Source organism: Paenibacillus sp. CF095 (assembly GCF_900101225.1).
In the GTDB taxonomy this organism is placed as follows: Bacteria; Bacillota; Bacilli; order Paenibacillales; family Paenibacillaceae; genus Paenibacillus.
Genome location: NZ_FMZN01000001.1, coordinates 1,708,104 through 1,725,406, shown reverse-complemented (window position 1 = coordinate 1,725,406; position 17,303 = coordinate 1,708,104). Strand labels below are relative to the sequence as shown.

Annotated in this window: 11 protein-coding genes; 10 read left to right on the top strand and 1 reads right to left on the bottom strand. The window is 43.8% G+C overall.

Features of this window, described 5'->3' with window-relative positions:
• Positions 1–317: 317 nt before the first annotated feature.
• The 5 genes from BLS69_RS07560 to BLS69_RS32090 all read left to right on the top strand — a co-directional run bounded on the left by BLS69_RS07560 (position 318) and on the right by BLS69_RS32090 (position 8,778).
• Positions 318–1,913, top strand: a complete 1,596-nt coding sequence (locus BLS69_RS07560; RefSeq protein ID WP_091029985.1) for a glycoside hydrolase family 32 protein — start codon at positions 318–320, stop codon at positions 1,911–1,913.
• Positions 1,914–2,040: 127 nt separating this feature from the next.
• Positions 2,041–5,844, top strand: coding sequence for a GH32 C-terminal domain-containing protein (locus tag BLS69_RS07555; protein ID WP_091029982.1), 3,804 nt, complete (start codon positions 2,041–2,043; stop codon positions 5,842–5,844).
• Between the two features lie 454 nt (positions 5,845–6,298).
• Positions 6,299–7,426 carry an NtaA/DmoA family FMN-dependent monooxygenase gene (locus tag BLS69_RS07550; RefSeq protein ID WP_091029979.1) on the top strand — a complete coding sequence of 376 codons (1,128 nt, stop codon included), beginning with the start codon at positions 6,299–6,301 and terminating at the stop codon, positions 7,424–7,426.
• Between the two features lie 37 nt (positions 7,427–7,463).
• Positions 7,464–8,423 carry an NAD(P)H-dependent flavin oxidoreductase gene (locus BLS69_RS07545; protein ID WP_091029977.1) on the top strand — a complete coding sequence of 320 codons (960 nt, stop codon included), beginning with the start codon at positions 7,464–7,466 and terminating at the stop codon, positions 8,421–8,423.
• A 208-nt stretch (positions 8,424–8,631) separates the two neighbouring features.
• The gene (locus BLS69_RS32090; protein ID WP_165980179.1) at positions 8,632–8,778 is read left to right on the top strand and encodes a hypothetical protein; all 147 of its coding nucleotides are present in this window, start codon (positions 8,632–8,634) and stop codon (positions 8,776–8,778) included.
• A 438-nt stretch (positions 8,779–9,216) separates the two neighbouring features.
• Here BLS69_RS32090 and BLS69_RS07540 read toward each other — a convergent pair whose 3' ends face one another.
• Positions 9,217–10,875, bottom strand: coding sequence for a PucR family transcriptional regulator (locus BLS69_RS07540; RefSeq protein WP_176872638.1), 1,659 nt, complete (start codon positions 10,873–10,875; stop codon positions 9,217–9,219).
• A gap of 202 nt (positions 10,876–11,077) precedes the next feature.
• On the opposite strand from BLS69_RS07540, the gene BLS69_RS07535 reads away from it, so the two are divergent.
• From BLS69_RS07535 to BLS69_RS07515, 5 genes are all read left to right on the top strand, one after another.
• Entirely contained in the window at positions 11,078–12,337 is a 1,260-nt protein-coding gene (locus BLS69_RS07535; RefSeq protein WP_091029972.1) for an amidohydrolase family protein, read from the top strand.
• Between the two features lie 23 nt (positions 12,338–12,360).
• On the top strand, positions 12,361–13,581 hold the full coding sequence (locus tag BLS69_RS07530) for an amidohydrolase family protein (protein ID WP_091029970.1): 1,221 nt from the start codon (positions 12,361–12,363) through the stop codon (positions 13,579–13,581).
• A 333-nt stretch (positions 13,582–13,914) separates the two neighbouring features.
• Entirely contained in the window at positions 13,915–14,847 is a 933-nt protein-coding gene (locus BLS69_RS07525) for an ABC transporter permease (RefSeq protein WP_240768022.1), read from the top strand.
• A gap of 17 nt (positions 14,848–14,864) precedes the next feature.
• Positions 14,865–15,746 carry a carbohydrate ABC transporter permease gene (locus BLS69_RS07520; protein WP_091029967.1) on the top strand — a complete coding sequence of 294 codons (882 nt, stop codon included), beginning with the start codon at positions 14,865–14,867 and terminating at the stop codon, positions 15,744–15,746.
• Between the two features lie 57 nt (positions 15,747–15,803).
• Positions 15,804–17,297: an ABC transporter substrate-binding protein gene (locus BLS69_RS07515; protein WP_176872636.1), complete on the top strand. Its 1,494-nt coding sequence runs from the start codon at positions 15,804–15,806 to the stop codon at positions 17,295–17,297.
• The last annotated feature ends 6 nt before the right edge of the window (positions 17,298–17,303 follow it).

Genomic DNA, 17,303 nt, shown 5'->3' with positions numbered 1-17,303 from the left:
TTGTTTTATCGGTAAAATTGGGTTTAATACTAACGATATTTTGTTGAACAAGTAAAGAGAAGTTTAGATGTAACCTTTTTTACATTTGTAAACCATTAGGTTTGAAACAATAAAAAAATGATTAGATCGACTTAAATAAAAATTGTTATTTTATATAATCAGGCATAAAATGTGCAAATGTAAACTAAAACAGGTATATACATAAAAAATAATGTTCATTTATACAAAAATACTTTGACAAATGAAAACGAGTGGATTATTTTGTTAATAAGGAATGCATATTTCTTCTTTTAGATTCTAAATAGCCTTAAAGGAGCGTGAATAAAATCAAAAAAATACTTCTATCAGCTGAAGAAAATAGTATCAGCAAAGGTCCGGAAAACTTTATTTATAAAAATGAATACAGACCGCAAATACATTATTCCCCTAAGGGAAACTGGATTAACGATCCTAACGGAATGGTTTATTATGAAGGAGAATATCACCTTTTCTACCAGTATACTCCTCATGATACGCAGCCTGACTTCGGCAGAATGCATTGGGGGCATGCAGTAAGTAACGATTTAGTACATTGGGATGAACTTACACCAGCCATCTCACCTGGGGAAGATGGAGCGATCTTTTCGGGAAGTGCGGTAGTCGATAAGAACAATACAAGCGGATTCTTCAACGAAGCAGGATCAGGATTGGTTGCAATTTATACCAATAATGGTAACAGCGCTCAACCCGGTAAACCGCAGGTTCAAAGCATCGCTTACAGCAAGGACAAAGGTAGAACCTGGACAAAATATGAAGGTAACCCTGTTTTATTCCCCATGGAGACGCTAGACTTTCGAGACCCAAAGGTATTCTGGCATGAAGAATCTTCAAACTGGGTAATGGTTCTTGCTGTAAGCGATCGTGTAGAATTTTACACATCTTTGAATCTTAAGGATTGGTCTTTTGCAAGCGGTTTCGGTTCTGATATTCCGGGCATCCATCGTGGAATATTTGAATGTCCTGATGTTTTTAAACTCCAAGTGGATGAGGACCCTAATACCACTAAATGGATTCTGACACTAAGTGTCGGAGATAGAAATGGTGTAAATCCAAACGATTCAGAACCACCCGCAGGCGGTTCTGGCATGATGTATTTTATAGGTCACTTTGATGGTAAGGTTTTTACACTAGATGAACCATTGGAATCATTCGATACAATCCAATGGATAGATTACGGATCTGACTTTTACGCGGCCGTGACTTGGGATGGTATCCCGAATGAGGATGGGCGAAAGATTTGGGTCGGCTGGATGAATAATTGGCGTTATGCTTCCACTCTTCCTTCTAAAGAATGGCGTGGCCATATGTCAATCCCACGAGAGATTCAGCTTAGGACGCATTCGGAAGGACTTCGCTTAATTCAAGCACCCATAACTGAGTTAAATCAACTTAGAAGATCAATTCTATCTCTACAAGACATTACGATTAAACCAGATATGAACGTTTTGTCTGCTATTTCTGCTGCAAAGATGGAAATTATTGCGGAATTTGAAATCGGTAATGCAATAGAATTGGGGTTCAAGATGCATAAGTCTTCCTCTTCCAACCAGGAGACAGTCATCGGATATAATGTCTTGAATGAGGAGTTATTTGTCGATCGGACGAAGTCGAACGCTGTTGATTTTCATCCCGATTTTGCTGCAAAACACAAGGCCCCCATGAAGCCAGAGCATAAACGGATACAGTTGAGCATCTATGTTGATTGGTCAAGTGTAGAGATCTTTGGCAACAATGGAACTACTATCATTTCAGACACGATTTTCCCTGACTTGGGAAGTAGAGGACTAGAACTCTATGCCATTGGCGGAGAACTAAAGGTCGTGTCGCTTCAAATCAATGATCTCGTAAGCATTTGGGGAAATGAGAGTGTTTAGACTTTAGCAATGGCTGGATTCGACATAATGGCTACTGCGCGGTTTTGGGCAACCGAACTGAACTGGGTGTCCAAAACCAATTAAATTTGAACCGACTTTACAATTCCATTAGAAAAGAGGGTAAGGAATGAACGATAAATCTAAATTCGCAATATGTCTTCTGATGGCAACGGGATTAGCTCTGACTTCAAACGGTATTTTTACATCTAACTCAGTTGCGGCTAGTGCTGTGCTCGCTGATCAGGAAACAAATAAACAGGCAAAGGAGGAGCTTGATATTTTTGAAAGCGCATCCAAACCAAACACCAATCTGATAGGCTGGCAAGTGAAAGGAAAAGGGGGATTAGAGGATACTTCAGAAGGAATCTTGCTAACTTCACAACCTAAAGAAAATGTAATGGCCATCTCAGAGACAGTGTCCGATGATTTTATTTATGAAGCTGATGTCATGATCAGGGATACGAAGGCAGACGCAACATTGTTATTTCGTTCTAATGAGGACGGCTTTAGCTCGTACATGCTGCAAATCGTTCCGGACGCAGGTCTGATTCGGTTAAGAGATGCAAAAAATGGAGATGGGAAATTAAAGGAGGAGCGTAAAGTTTCTGTTGAAATGGGGCAAATCTATCATCTCAAAGTGAAGGCAGTGGGTTCCTCGCTAAAAGTATATTGGGGCAATCAATATAAACCATTAATTGATGTTCAAGACATTTCGTATCAAAGCGGAAGGCTTGGACTCCATGTATGGGATGGATCCGCCTTGTTTTCGAACATCGTAGTGAGCGATCTGAAGGGTAATCTGGGTACGTTGCTTTCTAGCAAGGGAAAATGGCAGCCTGATATCAACGGCAAAAGAGGGATAGTAGAACAGGAGAGCAAAGCACAGCAAATCTATACTAAAGAGGCGACTGACATGGTGTATGAAGGGAATATTACCCTTCATCCCGATTCTATTGCAGCTCTCGCATTTCGATCTTCATCCGATGGAGCGGAAGGATATGAAGCTACTCTTACGAAGGAAGGGGATCAGGTTCGTGTAAGTTTGACGAATACAAAAGGAACAGTAATTGCAAGTTCGCAACGTTCTTATCCGAGTCAGATGGGAGCCAAACATCATGTGGAAATCAAGGCAAAGGGAGATCGAATTCAGGTCTTCCTGGACGGATACACTACGGCCGCGATTGACGTGAAAGATACAACCTACAGGAGTGGAAGTACCGGAATCGTCGTAAAAAAGGGGACGGCTTACTTCAATGATACTTATGTGACGGAATTGAGCCAATATTACAATGAGATATATCGTCCACAATATCACTACACGCCAATACGTGGTTCAGCGAGTGATCCGAATGGACTTGTCTACTTCGAAGGAGAATATCATCTCTTTCATCAGGATGGAGGAACATGGGCGCATGCTGTAAGTAAAGATATGCTGAACTGGAAACGGCTTCCGATTGCACTTCCCTGGAATGATCACGGACATGTCTGGTCTGGGTCGGCTGTTGCGGATATGACAAATGCATCTGGTTTATTCGGAGATTCAGGAGGCAAGGGCCTTATTGCATACTACACTTCCTTTAATCCGGATAGCCCAAATGGGAACCAGCGTATAGGTCTGGCTTACAGTAAAGACCAAGGTCGTACTTGGGAGTATTCGAAGGAACGCCCGATTGTGATCGAGAACCCAGGTAAGAGCGGAAATGAAGTTGGGAATTGGGATTTCCGCGATCCGAAAGTGATCCGTGATGATGAGAATAACCGATGGGTTATGGTTGTGTCCGGAGGAGATCATATTCGTTTCTATACGTCAACGAATTTACTTGACTGGACATTGACAGATAATTGGGGATATGGGGATTACGTCCGCGGAGGCGTATGGGAATGCCCTGATTTGTTCCAGCTTCCGGTAGACGGAACGTCACAGAAGAAGTGGGTTATGATGATCAGTACAGGAGCGAATCCCAAAACAGGCGGATCAGATGCCGAGTATTTTATCGGTCATTTAACAGCTGATGGTAAATTCGTGAACGATAATCCGGCGGGTAAGGTGTTAAGAACAGATTTTGGTAAAGAATTTTACGCTTCGATGTCTTTTGCTAACATGCCTGATCATCGCACAGTGATGATGGCGTGGATGACGAATTGGGATTATCCGTTCGCTTTCCCAACGTCCAATTGGAAAGGTGAACTAACCATTCCGAGAGAAGTATCATTGGTAACGACCGAAGATGGAATTCGAATGGTGCAAAGTCCAATCAAAGAATTGGAATCACTGCGTAAACCTTTGTATTCTGCTTCCAACAAGTCGGTGAGTCCTTCTTCCGGGAATCTGCTAAAAGGTATTATTTCAGGTGCTTACGAAATTGAAGCTGAAATTGAAATCCCTGAAGCCAGCACAGTAACCGAGTTTGGCTTTAACATTCGTGAGGGTGCAAATCAGAAGACGGTCGTGGGTTATAAGGCAAGTGATAGTCGTATGTTTGTGGACCGAACTGCATCCGGTGAAACGGATTTTTCTAACCTTTTCAGTAAGAAACATGAAGCGTCTACGCAAATGGAGAATAATCGGATCAAGATGCGTATTCTTGTGGATGAGTCTTCTGTTGAAGCCTTTGGTAACGACGGCAAAGTTGTCTTTTCAGATGTTATATTTCCTGATCCTGCTAGTAGAGCGATGAGTTTTTACGTGAAAGGTGGGAAGGTGAACGTTGTTTCCTTGAAAGTGCATCAACTTCAATCTGTCTGGAACGAGGACATTCCTTCAAAAGTTCAAATAAAGATGGATACGAGCGTTCGGGAACTGGGGGTAGGCGAGTCGGATACACTGCAGGCCATGGTCGAGTATGGACCAGGTCCAGGCGTTCAACCACTTAAGTGGAATTCCAGTAATAACGAAGTCATAACCATAGAGTTGGTAGACAATTCACATGCAGTTATTAAGGCAAAAAAAGAAGGGGAGTCCACAGTCACTGTATCTACACCGAATGGTAAAGCTTCCAGTAGTGTGCTCGTTAAAGTCTCAGGTGGCGAGTTCCGGACAAACCTGAGTGGATGGACTAAAGATCTGTCTGCTGCTTCATGGTTAGTTAGTGAACATGGGATTCGTGGTAAATATTTTAGCGATTCGAATTATATTGCCAAAGAGAAGGCTGGGAATTTTACGTATGAAGCAGACATGATGCTTGGTGAAACAGGAGGGGCAGGTTCTATTTTGTTCAGGGCTAGCGAAGATGGTCGCAGTGGTTATTATCTGAATCTAGACCCTAACATGAAGGCAATCCGTCTGTTCTATAAAATCAATGGAGGATTTGAAGAACGGCAGGTTCTTGCAAAAGTACCCACTTTCATTCAGCCAGGCCATACGTATAAGGTGAAAATAGAAGCGAATGGTCCGCATATTGTCGTTCACGTGGACAGTCAAAAAGTCATAGATATCATGGATGGTACTTTTGCAGAAGGCCACTTTGGACTCCATGTATTTGGCGGCTCCGCATCTTATCAGAACGTCAATATGAGCAACAGCGAACCTGCGAACCTCATTAAGTCCAGCCTTGTAAATGCCACAACACAGAAATCCATTTATACAGTTAACCTTGTCAACGGGGAGCCGGTTACCTTGCAAGATGCAAGTGCAGCTTCCGTACAGAAGTGGATATTTGTTCCGACAGGCGACGAAGCAGGTTCGTATTCGATTCGTACTACGGCCGGTCAGACGCTTGATCTGGATATAGGGCAAAATAAACTTCAGCTATATCATTACTTAGGGTACAATAACCAGCGTTGGGTCCTTCACCAGAACAAAGACGGATCAGTTCATATTACTTCAGCTCATCATCAAAAAGCATTAGAAGTATCGGAAGATGGGACCGAACTCTTGCTAAGTGAACTGGATCCATCACTTGATCGACAAAAATGGATATTAACGAAATAATCAAAATTTATTCCATGACGGCGTATCTCATAGATATTCCAATTATATTGGTTGGGATAGACTCAAAGGGGACGACAACTGGAGGTTTATATCAAAGCACACACGGCCATCCAAAAAAGGATGGCCTTTTGGGTTTGAAAGACAGACTCATTATTTAAAATAGAGTCTAATCTTCAAACCACTCCCTTCTATACGTACAAAAAGATGTACTATGTTCATTTAAATTGCCCTCTTTGCAAACGAAACGATTACGCTTAAGATTGGCTCACAACCAAATATTTTCACTCCTAATAGTTAGCAAGCTAAATAATAAACTTAAGAGGGCAAGGAGTAACGGATTGCTGACTTCTATCCAAATCAAGAGAGTCGGAAAAAAGGGCATAAATTATTGGCTAAGGAATTAGGTGTATTACAAGGAAAGTAAGTGAACTCATGAAAAGGGGATCTTTCAATTATGGAAGAAAGAAAGCTTAAACTAGGAGGAATTATTGATGGCGTGGGATGGAATTACACGGGTTGGAGACACCCACATATTCCAGCAGATGCCAGTGAAAATATTGAGTATTACGTACAGAAAGCTATACAACTTGAACAGGGGAAGTTCGATCTCATCTTTTTAGCAGACGTAAGTCATATCGGACCTGGCATGATCCCGCACTATCTAAGCATGTTTGAGGGTGTATCCATTTTATCTGCATTGAGTATGGTAACTCATTCTATTGGTTTAACCGCTACGATAGCGACTTCATATGCTGATCCCTTTACGGTTGCTAGGCAAATTGCTTCCCTTGATAAGATTAGCAAGGGCAGAGCAGGGTGGAATGCAATCACCTCCAATCCTGGAGGGTTAGCCAATTACAGTCGGTCCCATCTGAAGAAAGCAGATCTTTATCCCATGAAAAAAGAGTTTTTGGAGATTGTTGAAGGACTTTGGGACTCGTATGAAGATGATGCCTTTATACGTGATAAGGAACGTGGGGTATTTTATGACCCGCGTAAAATGCATCCACTAGATTATACCGGGAATTACTTTTCCGTGGAGGGACCCTTAAACATCAGTCGATCGAGGCAAGGAAGACCAGTGGTCTTTCAAGCGGGCACTTCACCGGAGTTCATGGATATTGCTGCAGAGCATGCCGAAGTCATCATGGCACCTGGACATGATTTGGAATATCTCAAGGCATTTACTAATGAACTTAAACGTAAAGTTCAAAATCAAGGGCGTTCACCATATGACCTGTTGATGATGCCTTCTCATAACCCGATCGTTGGTAGAACGGAAAAAGAAGCCCTTGAAAAGCTAAGGGAAATTGAATCATGGATGCCTAAAGGTTATCGAATGCCGAAACCTGGATTGATAGGATCGGCAGAGCAGGTTGCCGAACAAATTGAACATTGGTATCGAGAAGGCGTCATGGATATCTTGCTGATTAGACAAGATCATCCTGCAGGATTTAAGGACTTTATCCAATTGGTTGTTCCTATCTTGCAAGATAGAGGCATATTCCGTAATGAATATGAGGACGACACACTTCGGGGAAATTTAGGTTTACCTTACCCAGAAAATAATTATACGAAGTAATAATATAAAATTCATTTAACAAGGGGAAACAAATAAAATGACTAACAGAGTATGTGAAATATTAGATATTAAAAAGCCAATTATACAAGGACCAATGTCTTGGGTTACTAATGCCGAATTTGTTGCAGCAATAAGCAATGCAGGTGGATTAGGATTTCTAGGTCCAAATGCCGGTCAGGTTGAAATAACTCGCTCACCAGAAATAAGTGCGGAAAGAATGAGAACTGAAATACAAAAAACAAAAACTTTAACGAATAAGCCATTTGGAATTCCAGTGATCGTGAATCGTGATTTAGCTTACACATGGCCACTTATAGAAACAGTTATTGACGAGAAAGTTCCTGTTGTTCTGGTGAATGATACACTGGATGAAAGGATCTTTAAACCATTAAAAGAAAACAACATTAAAATTGTTTATAGACCCCTTACGCCTACTATTGAAAATGCAAAAGCTGCAGAAAAATTTGGAATAGATGTTTATGTAGCGACTGGATTTGATGAAGGTGGTACAGTTCCAGAACGAGTTATTGGAACATTTTCGATTGTTCCAATGATTGTTGATGCTATAAATATTCCTGTAATGGCAGCTGGTGGTATTGGAGACGTTAGAGGAGTGCGTGCCGCATTTGCTTTAGGTGCTGAAGGTGTGTTTGCTGGCAGTGTCTTTATTCCGACAAAAGAAAATCCGACAGCTCAAAATGTAAAGCAAATGATTGTTGATGCCACAGCAGAAGACTTACAAATGTTTCGTACTTTACCAGCATACTATCGTTCTTTACCTACTAAATTGGCGAATAAACTAGTCGAAATGGATAAACAAGGTGCCAGTCGTGAAGAAACAGCAAAATTGATGCGTGGATCAATTGGAATGCGTATCGGAATGCTAGAAGGCAATACAGATGATGGCTATGTCACTGTTGGCACAGGAATCACACCAATTAAAGAGATTAGAACTGTAGAAACAGTCATCCATGATTTAATGCAAGATTTTAAATAATTGCCTTGGTAGACTTACCTTCATATCGAATGGTCAAAAAGCTAAACACTGCGCAAATTCCAAGCCGCTAACTTAGCTGCACAAGGAAAAACCTTTTACAATCATTGTCAGTACGTTATAATACAATCACCAGGTGGATTACCCATCAAAAAAGTTAAATATTTCAATTTATCAGCGAGTCTAAGCAAACGATATCGGAGGTATGCTTATGGTGAAGAAGAAAACTTCCACAGCCCTCAGCGCAGCTTTAATCGTTTCTATGCTGGCTACTGGCGTGATAGTCGCTATCCAAGGTAACACAACGTTAGAGGTAGCGAAATCAGCAGGGGATAAAAAGGTTGAAGTTATTAAATGAAGAAGCTAGATGCGACTCAAGTATTCAACAGAATCAAATAAAGAAAACACAAAAATATTAAATTTTTTAACCTCAGCTCGGTTAACTCAGCTGAGGTTTTTTATATTATCATGATGTATTGAAAAAATGTAGCTAAAGTCCGAACTCAAGAAGAATTTGATGAGTCGCTAAAACAAATAGGTTTTTCGAAAATTGAAACATACGGCGAATATTGGATGTACAATGTCAGCCTGCTTATGATGCGTCGAGTATGCTGAATGGCCTGTCGCTCGCGATTATACTCCCCATGTTTCTGCAGAACGGACAAGGACGCTCTACTGATAACCGTGATCATATTGCTGATAACAGTACTTTTGTTCCGGTGATGTAAGGTAGATTAAACGCTCGGAATAACTTTGTGTGGGAATAGAGCCTTACAAGAAGATTTCTCACTTAGTCTTATTGCAGTAGCAGAGGTTCGATGGCTATCGCTATGCGGATTCGTAAGCTTTCAGTTGGATCTTTGAGTTTCACACCCAAGAGTTTTTCACACTTTTCCAGTCTATAGACCACCGTATTTCGATGAACGAAAAGTTGCTTGGATGTTTCGACAAGCTGGCATTGGGTATCGTAAAAAGCGTTCAAGGTGCGCAGCAACTCTTTTTTTTCATGTTCGTCTGCAATGTACAGCAATCCGTTTAAGGTCGCGTCGTAAAATTGTTTCAGTTCGTTGTGGGGAAGCATGTGGAATAAATATCCGATGTCCTTGGCTTGGTAAGATTGGACAAATTGCTTTCGTTTTAGCCAGTAGCCGAATTGCAATGCATTAACCGCTTCTGTATAAGAATGACGAACGCCAAGTACATTTGTTGCAGGTTTGCCCATGCCGATAGACAGACTCAGTCCAGTCTCATGATGCAGCACTTTCAGCATTCCTGACAGCTGCTCGGTGATTTTCGCCTCATCCCACCCCGACTCAGGGATAGATAGCAGAAGACAGTAGGTATCATGTTTGGTAAACATGACGAAGGAATGATCTAACCCACCAAAAACACGTTTGATGTGCTCGTATTGCTCCTCTTGCTCCGTGATATTATCTCCTTTCGGAAACGCCGAACCTTCGTGATTAGGAAATCTTTGATGCATGTGATGCACCTCGTTATTACGCATGGTCAGCACGACACTTGCACGCCCCTTGATAAGCCCGCATCTCTTGCCACGGTTCAGCGCCTCCTGCTCAGAAGTGATATATCCCTCAATCAGATCGGAAAAGAATTCGTTTTTGTGCCTGCGAGAGCGCTCTTTGACAGCCTGTGATTTGGTCAGCTCCATTCCAATGACGTTGGAGGCCTGCTCAAGCGTCAGACCAAAAAGGCCAGTCCATTCATCCGGAGAATGAAAGGATAGCAAATAGCCTTCGTGGCGGTAAGTTTTCACCGGATATATTAACATGCAGTAACGCTCTCGGACTGATGTGTTGATGAAGCACAACGAAGTAGGACTAGAAATATCGGACAAGTCTTGAAGTGTATTCACAGCGGCTGCAGTGAGTTCAGCAATACTTGTATTCTGGCTGGAAGCGGAGATGGTTTGCCATTTGTAGTTTAACAGGATGACTGGGGATGAGAACAGTTTGGATAGAGAATCGATAATGCTGGAAATTCCTTTGCCGCGCATGATCATCTCGGAGAACTTTTTGTGGATGCTGAGTGCATATTGCAGTTCGTCGCTCTTGTTATTCAGAATCACACTGGTCGATCGCTGCAAAATTTCGCCGAGGGATAGACGCACATCGGAAATTTCGATGATGGGAAATTCGTTCTGATCCGCTTCCCAAAGTATTTCATCAGGGATCGGCAATTCAAAGCGCTTGGTTTTGATGGCCAATCCCGAGCAATGAAGCCGCTGCATGTCCCTGATGAGATGAATAAACATATCTGGCTGCTGCTTCATGAAAAAGCCGTTGGTCAGCAAGAGCTCATTTGGCCTTAGAAACCGAATGATATCTGGACAGTCCATAATATTGACCGTTTGAACCTCACGTACTAGACCCTTATGCCCCGTAATCACTCTGGCATCATCGTAAATGCCGTTTTTCAGCAAATCTGTCAGCAGCACATCGACCCATCCCTTTCTGGAACAAGTTATTTTATTGTTAAGTAATATAACACTACGATCATGTAGAGTAAATATCTTTGGTTTGATCATCCAATAATGCTAATTATTTTTATCCTTTTCATCCAATGATTTCTCGTAAGGAGTGAATTATGCTTAAAGTGTTTCTTGTGTGTAATAAAAGCGTACATGAACGGAGGATGTAATGATTGATCTACTTATCACAGATACGGTGATTTCCGGGGATGAAAGGCGAATGGATGTCGGGATATCCTCAGGCAAGATTGCATTTGTCACGCCATGCGGGGAAAGGAAAACCGAAGCGTCTCGTGTAGTGCAGGGCAAAGGGGGTTTATTGCTGCCCGGATTGGTCGAGCCGCATATTCATTTGGAAAAAGCATATTTGCTGGATTCCATGGATCGGGAGGCGGAGTCTATCCAGGACGCGATTCGGATAACATCCAAACTTAAAAGTTCGTTCACGAGGGAGGACATGTATCGTCGCTCGCTGGTTGTCATTCGAAAAGCCGTCAGGAATGGTGTAACCCATATGCGTTGCCATGCAGAGGTTGATCCGGTCCTTGGACTCAAAGCTGTCGAATCTGCTCTTCGTCTCAAACAATCCTTAAAACATCAACTGAATTTACAGGTAGTTGCCTTTCCGCAAGAAGGGGTCTTTAAGAGTCCTGGGACTGCTGAGCTGATGGAAGAGGCCATTCGTATGGGAGCCGATGTGATTGGAGGAATCACTTATCAGGATGCAAACCTGGGGGAACACTTGGATTTTGCATTTGGTCTGGCCGGGAAGTACGGAAAACCGTTGGATTTCCACGCGGATTTCTCGGTCGATTCCAACGACCGTGCCGTTGTGGAAATTGCAAAAAGGACAATTGCTGCAGGAATGCAGGGGCATGTAGCCGCGGGACATGTAACCTCGCTCGGTTCCCTCATTGAACACGAAGCTTCGGCTATCGGAGAGCTTCTGTGTCTTGCCGGAATCAGCGTCATTACGCTGCCGATGACCGACCTCTTTTTGAATGGAAGGGAAGGCTCCGAAGGTTATCATAGAGGTCTGACTCCTGTGAAACTGCTGCAGGATTGTGGAGTGAATGTGGTGATTGGCGTCAATAATGTGCGCAACCCATTCACGCCGTTTGGCAAGGCAGACCCGATTGAGGCTGCCTGGCTATTGGCGATTACTTCGTACATGGGCGGCAAACGGGATGCGCTCATCTTGACCAACATGCTGACGCATAACGCGGCACAGGCGTTAGGCATTGATAATTATGGAGTTAAGGTTGGCGCTCCGGCTGATATGGTATTGTTCGAAGAGCGGTCGGAAAGGGAAGTGCTGCTTAATAAACCGGAGGCCCGTACGGTCTGGAAATCGGGATTACAGGTAGCTTGTACCGACTCAAAACTTTTGGAATTACCGTGGTTGACGGATGGGATGGAAACAATCTAATTATGAAGTAAGGGGATGGAGTTATGGAGAAAGGATTAACACTCGTAAAAAATGTCAAATGGTCGGAAAACCTGTTTGATCTAACGATTGATCAAGCAACTGGACTTATTGTCAGCATTGAGACTGCCGGAACTGATGCGGATCTCACATCTGTAAATATTGCCGGTAGGGCGACAACCGTCATTGACGCGGATGGGCTCCACTATGTACCACCAATGGCAGATATGCATACCCATCTGGACAAGCATTTTATTGGAGAGCCGTGGAAGTCTTTGCAGCCGTTTGTCACGCTGCCCGGACAGTTGGAATTTGAGAAAAGTATGTTGGGAGAACTACCAACCGGGGCGGGAGAACGTGCGAAACGAATGTTGGATTTAATGCTAGCCCAAGGTACAACGGCAATCCGCACACACGTTGACGTGGATCCGCAAATTGGTCTCTCTCATCTTGAGGAGGTCTTGGAAGTGCGTAAGATGTACCAAGGACGCATCGATATGGAAATTGTGGCGTTTCCCCAGCAAGGCCTGCTTCGGTCTGACTCCATTTCCGTCATGCGGCAAGCGCTTCGTGCTGGAGCCAACTATGTTGGTGGTGTGGATCCGGCCGGACTGGACCGCCGGGTGGATGCCAGTCTGGAAGCCATGTTTGAACTTGCGACAGAATTCTCTGCGGGCATCGACTTACATCTGCATGACCCGAGTCATCTCGGAATATACACGATCAGCCGTTTCGCCGAACTGACAGAACAAGCCGGTATGTCCGGCCGTACCGCGGTAAGCCATGCCTACTGTTTGGGCCAGGTTGGGGAAACAGAGGTGCGCTCACTCGCGGAAAGGTTGTGTGCGACCGGCGTAGCCATCATGACGAGCGTGCCCATTGACAGACCCATGCCCCCCATCAAACTGTTGATGGAAACGGGAGTGTCCGTGCATATCGGTTCCGATAACATTTTGGATTCGTGGAGCCCATTTGGTAATGGCGATATGCTCTCCCGTGGTTCACGTCTCGCTGAAGCATCCGGTTGGGTGGAAGACTTCTGGTTGTTAGAAACGTACAAGCTTATTTCCAATGCGCCATTAACTCCAAAAGTGGGTGAACGAGGCGCTTTCTCTTTGGTAAATGCCATAAATGCGATGCATGCGTTGGCTGCAGCACCTCCACGCGAAGCTGTATTTTCGGGTGGTGTGCTTGTTGGTGGTCGAATGTTTCCGAACAGCAGACAGATGGCAGCCATCCATTCGTAACAATCTTTAATCATACATGAAGCAGCGCATCCTTTTTCAGGTGCGTTGCTTTTTGGCATGAAAAGGCTGATCACATGACGTATAAAACGTTGCTTAATTCAGTGAATGTCATAATACATGACGCTTTAATTTAAACAGGCTTTTCTTTTGGTGTAATAATCCAAATGAAATCATTTTTTTTAGTGAATCACACCAATGACTGAGGCTTCCTTACATCGTATTATTCATATAAGAACATTTTTGAGTCATATAAACTGACATTAACAGAATAGGAGGGATATTGGAGGAGTTACACAAACCAAACATCATTGTTAAGAACAGGGGGAGAGAGACATGCGTCGAGGTTTCCATGCAAACCGCATCCAAAACATCAGAAAGCATGGGCTGTTATTGGTCATGATTTTGCCAGGCATCGTCTATCTGTTCATCAACAATTACTTGCCCATGTTCGGCATTGTGATTGCGTTCAAAGATATCAATTTTGCAAAAGGAATCTGGGGAAGTGACTGGGTAGGCTTCGATAATTTCGCCTATCTGTTCCAAACGCAGGATGCTTGGGTGATTACCCGAAACACATTACTCTACAACGGCGCATTTATCGTGCTTGGAACAGTGCTCTCCATAGCTGTGGCCGTATTGTTGAACGAGGTAAAAAAGCGATTTGCCTCCCAACTGTACCAAAGCATCATTTTGCTGCCCTATCTGATCTCGATGGTCATTGTCGCTTACTTGGTTCTGGCATTGCTCAACGAGGAAAACGGATTCGTCAACCATTACGTGCTTCCTTTACTGGGAATTGATCCCGTGTCGTGGTATGCGGATTCCGGTAAATGGCCCTTTATATTAAGTGTCGTATATCTGTGGAAAAACGTCGGTTATACATGCATTGTTTATCTGGCCTCAATCGTAGGCATCAGCCAAGAATATTATGAATCCGCTACGCTGGACGGAGCATCCAAGTGGAGGCAAGTTTGGAGCATTACCCTTCCTCTGCTTAAACCCACGATAGTCATTATGGTGCTTCTTGCAGTGGGACGCATTTTCAATTCCGATTTCGGATTGTTCTATCAGGTTCCGCTGAATTCGGGTGCACTGCAAACGACTACCGATGTCATTGACACATACGTTTATCGTGGATTGATGACTTTTGGGGATTTCGGAATGTCATCCGCTGCCGGACTTTATCAGTCCATAGTCGGTTTTCTGTTAGTATTGACGACCAATGCGATTGTTCGTCGCAAAAACCGGGATTTGGCGCTGTTTTAGCTAAGGGGGAGGACAACATGTATTCAAATAGGATATATCAAATGGCTGTTCACCTCGTGCTCATCATGATGGGAATCGCTGCAGTGTTTCCGTTTATACTTCTGATATCCGCTTCCCTAACCGAGGAACAAGCCATTATCAGGGATGGTTATCGTTTGTTACCGACTCAATTCAGCTTCGATGCTTATGTGTATCTGTTTAATCAGTATTCGTTGATTCTGCGGTCGTATGGAATTACGACGTTCATCACGGTCGTGGGCACGATCGTTGGGTTGTTGATCACAACCCTGGTCGCTTATCCGCTATCCAGAAATGTGCTTCCATTTCGTTCGTTCCTGTCATTCTTCGTATTTTTCACCCTGCTTTTCAATGGGGGGCTGGTGCCGATGTACTTGGTTTATACGGACCTCTTCCATTTGAAAGATACCATTTGGTCGCTAATCATCCCGAATTTATTGACCAACGGGTTCTACATTTTGTTGATGCGCAGTTTCTTTTCCACATCAATTCCCGGCGAAGTCGTGGAGTCAGCCTATCTGGATGGAGCCAACGAATGGATTATTTATTGCAAAATCGTTCTCCCGCTTGCTCTCCCAAGCCTGGCAACCATTGGTCTGATGCTCATGATTTCGTATTGGAACGATTGGTTTAACGGTCTAATCTTCATCAATGACGGAAGCCTCTACAGCATTCAAAACCTGCTTAATCGAATGTTGTCTGATGTCCAGTACTTACAGCAAAACAGTTTGTCTGGCCAGACGGCTGTTGTCTCATCCGTACCTCTTGGCAGTGTGAGAATGGCTATTGCCGTAATCGGCGTGTTGCCACTGATCGCAGCGTATCCGTTTTTCCAGAAGTTCTTCGTCAAGGGATTGACCATTGGTGCCGTAAAAGGTTAGTCATTGCTTCGTATCCAAGATGTCTCATCCAAAAGCAAACACGGGGAGTGAATGAAGATGTTCAGAAAAAGATTACCTGCGGGTTTCATAACGGTAATGTCCTTAATTTGTGCGGCCCCTCTATTGTTGACGGCATGCGGAAATCCAGACAGTAAGGAGGGAGCAGAACCTGGGAAAGCTTCAGCAACAGATATGTATGAAGTGGTCATGACGTATCCGGCTTTTGGGGATGTAACGGATGTTAAGGAAATTCAGGAAGCCATCAGCGATATTACAGCGGAGAAGGTTGGCGCCACCGTGAAGCTCTTGCCTGTTAATGGATCGAACTATGCCAATCAAATGAACTTGATGTTGGCGGGCAGCGAGAAACTGGATCTGGTGTATACCAGCGTTTGGTTCGGCCTTGAATCCCAAATCGGCAGGGGACAGTTACTGCCCATGGACGAATCGTTGAATGAATTTGGTAAAAAGATACTGGAGGCTGTTCCGGAGGAAGCCGCAGAAGCCGGTAAGATGAATGGTGAAACATATGGCGTTCCCAGCATTAAAGCTTGGGCACTTTCCCCTAGTTTTGTGATGGACAAAGAGCTTGCCGATAAGCATGATATTGACCTTAACGCCATAAAAACCTGGAATGATATCTCTGCTGTATTGCAGCTTATCAAGGACAATGAGCCGGGTGTCACGCCGATTGTCAGCTATACCTCGCAGGAAACACCCGGACAAGCCATGCTGAATTATGATCCATTGGGAACAGCACCTGGCGTACTGGATTTTGGCGGGGAGGACTTCACCGTGCAGAATCTTTTTGCGACTTCTCGGTTCTCCACAATGGCTGACCTGATGCGTGATTGGTATCAAAAAGGTTATTTCAGCAAAGACGTCGCAACGTCACAGGAAACGGGGTCCAATCTGATCAAGGCAGGCAAAGCCTTCTCGTATATCCGGAATATCAATGAGTGTTACTCGGAATCACTTGCGGCTGGGACTGAACTTGTATGCGTACCCCTTGAGGACTCTTATATGACGCGTAATAGCGTAGCTTCGAACATGATGTCTTTGGCAAGGAACAGTGAGCAGCCGGATAAGGCGATTCAAGTATTGGAACTGTTTTACTCGGACAAAGCAGTCATTAATCTGTTTACCAACGGAATTGAGGGCAAGCATTATGTTAAGCAGGATAATGACCTGATCGGCAAGCCGGAAGGTGTCACTGCAACAGGATACGATTCAAACCAATATGCCGTGGGCAACAATTTCCTGTCCTATATATGGGAAGGGAATGATCCTGACATGTGGAAGCAGTTGAGGGGCGAAAACGAGAGTGCCGTAAAATCAAGGGCGATGGGTTTCAGCTTCGACATCAATCCGGTCAAAACACAAATTACCTCGGTGGCCAACGTCCAAAACCAATATGATGCAGGCTTTCAGACAGGAACTTTTGACCCGTCAGAACTGGGTGCTTATCTCGACAAACTAAAGAATGCAGGCGTAGAGAAAATATTGACTGAGAAGCAAAACCAGTTAAACCAATGGCTTGAAAATAAATAGAAGGAG

Bases quoted from the DNA above. Each gene is read 5' to 3' on its own strand.
- BLS69_RS07520 (WP_091029967.1), top strand. From the start codon at position 14,865: ATGTATTCAAATAGGATATATCAAATGGCTGTTCACCTCGTGCTCATC.
- BLS69_RS32090 (WP_165980179.1), top strand. From the start codon at position 8,632: ATGGTGAAGAAGAAAACTTCCACAGCCCTCAGCGCAGCTTTAATCGTT.
- BLS69_RS07515 (WP_176872636.1), top strand. From the start codon at position 15,804: ATGTTCAGAAAAAGATTACCTGCGGGTTTCATAACGGTAATGTCCTTA.
- BLS69_RS07545 (WP_091029977.1), top strand. From the start codon at position 7,464: ATGACTAACAGAGTATGTGAAATATTAGATATTAAAAAGCCAATTATA.
- BLS69_RS07555 (WP_091029982.1), top strand. From the start codon at position 2,041: ATGAACGATAAATCTAAATTCGCAATATGTCTTCTGATGGCAACGGGA.
- BLS69_RS07530 (WP_091029970.1), top strand. From the start codon at position 12,361: ATGGAGAAAGGATTAACACTCGTAAAAAATGTCAAATGGTCGGAAAAC.
- BLS69_RS07535 (WP_091029972.1), top strand. From the start codon at position 11,078: ATGATTGATCTACTTATCACAGATACGGTGATTTCCGGGGATGAAAGG.
- BLS69_RS07550 (WP_091029979.1), top strand. From the start codon at position 6,299: ATGGAAGAAAGAAAGCTTAAACTAGGAGGAATTATTGATGGCGTGGGA.
- BLS69_RS07525 (WP_240768022.1), top strand. From the start codon at position 13,915: ATGCGTCGAGGTTTCCATGCAAACCGCATCCAAAACATCAGAAAGCAT.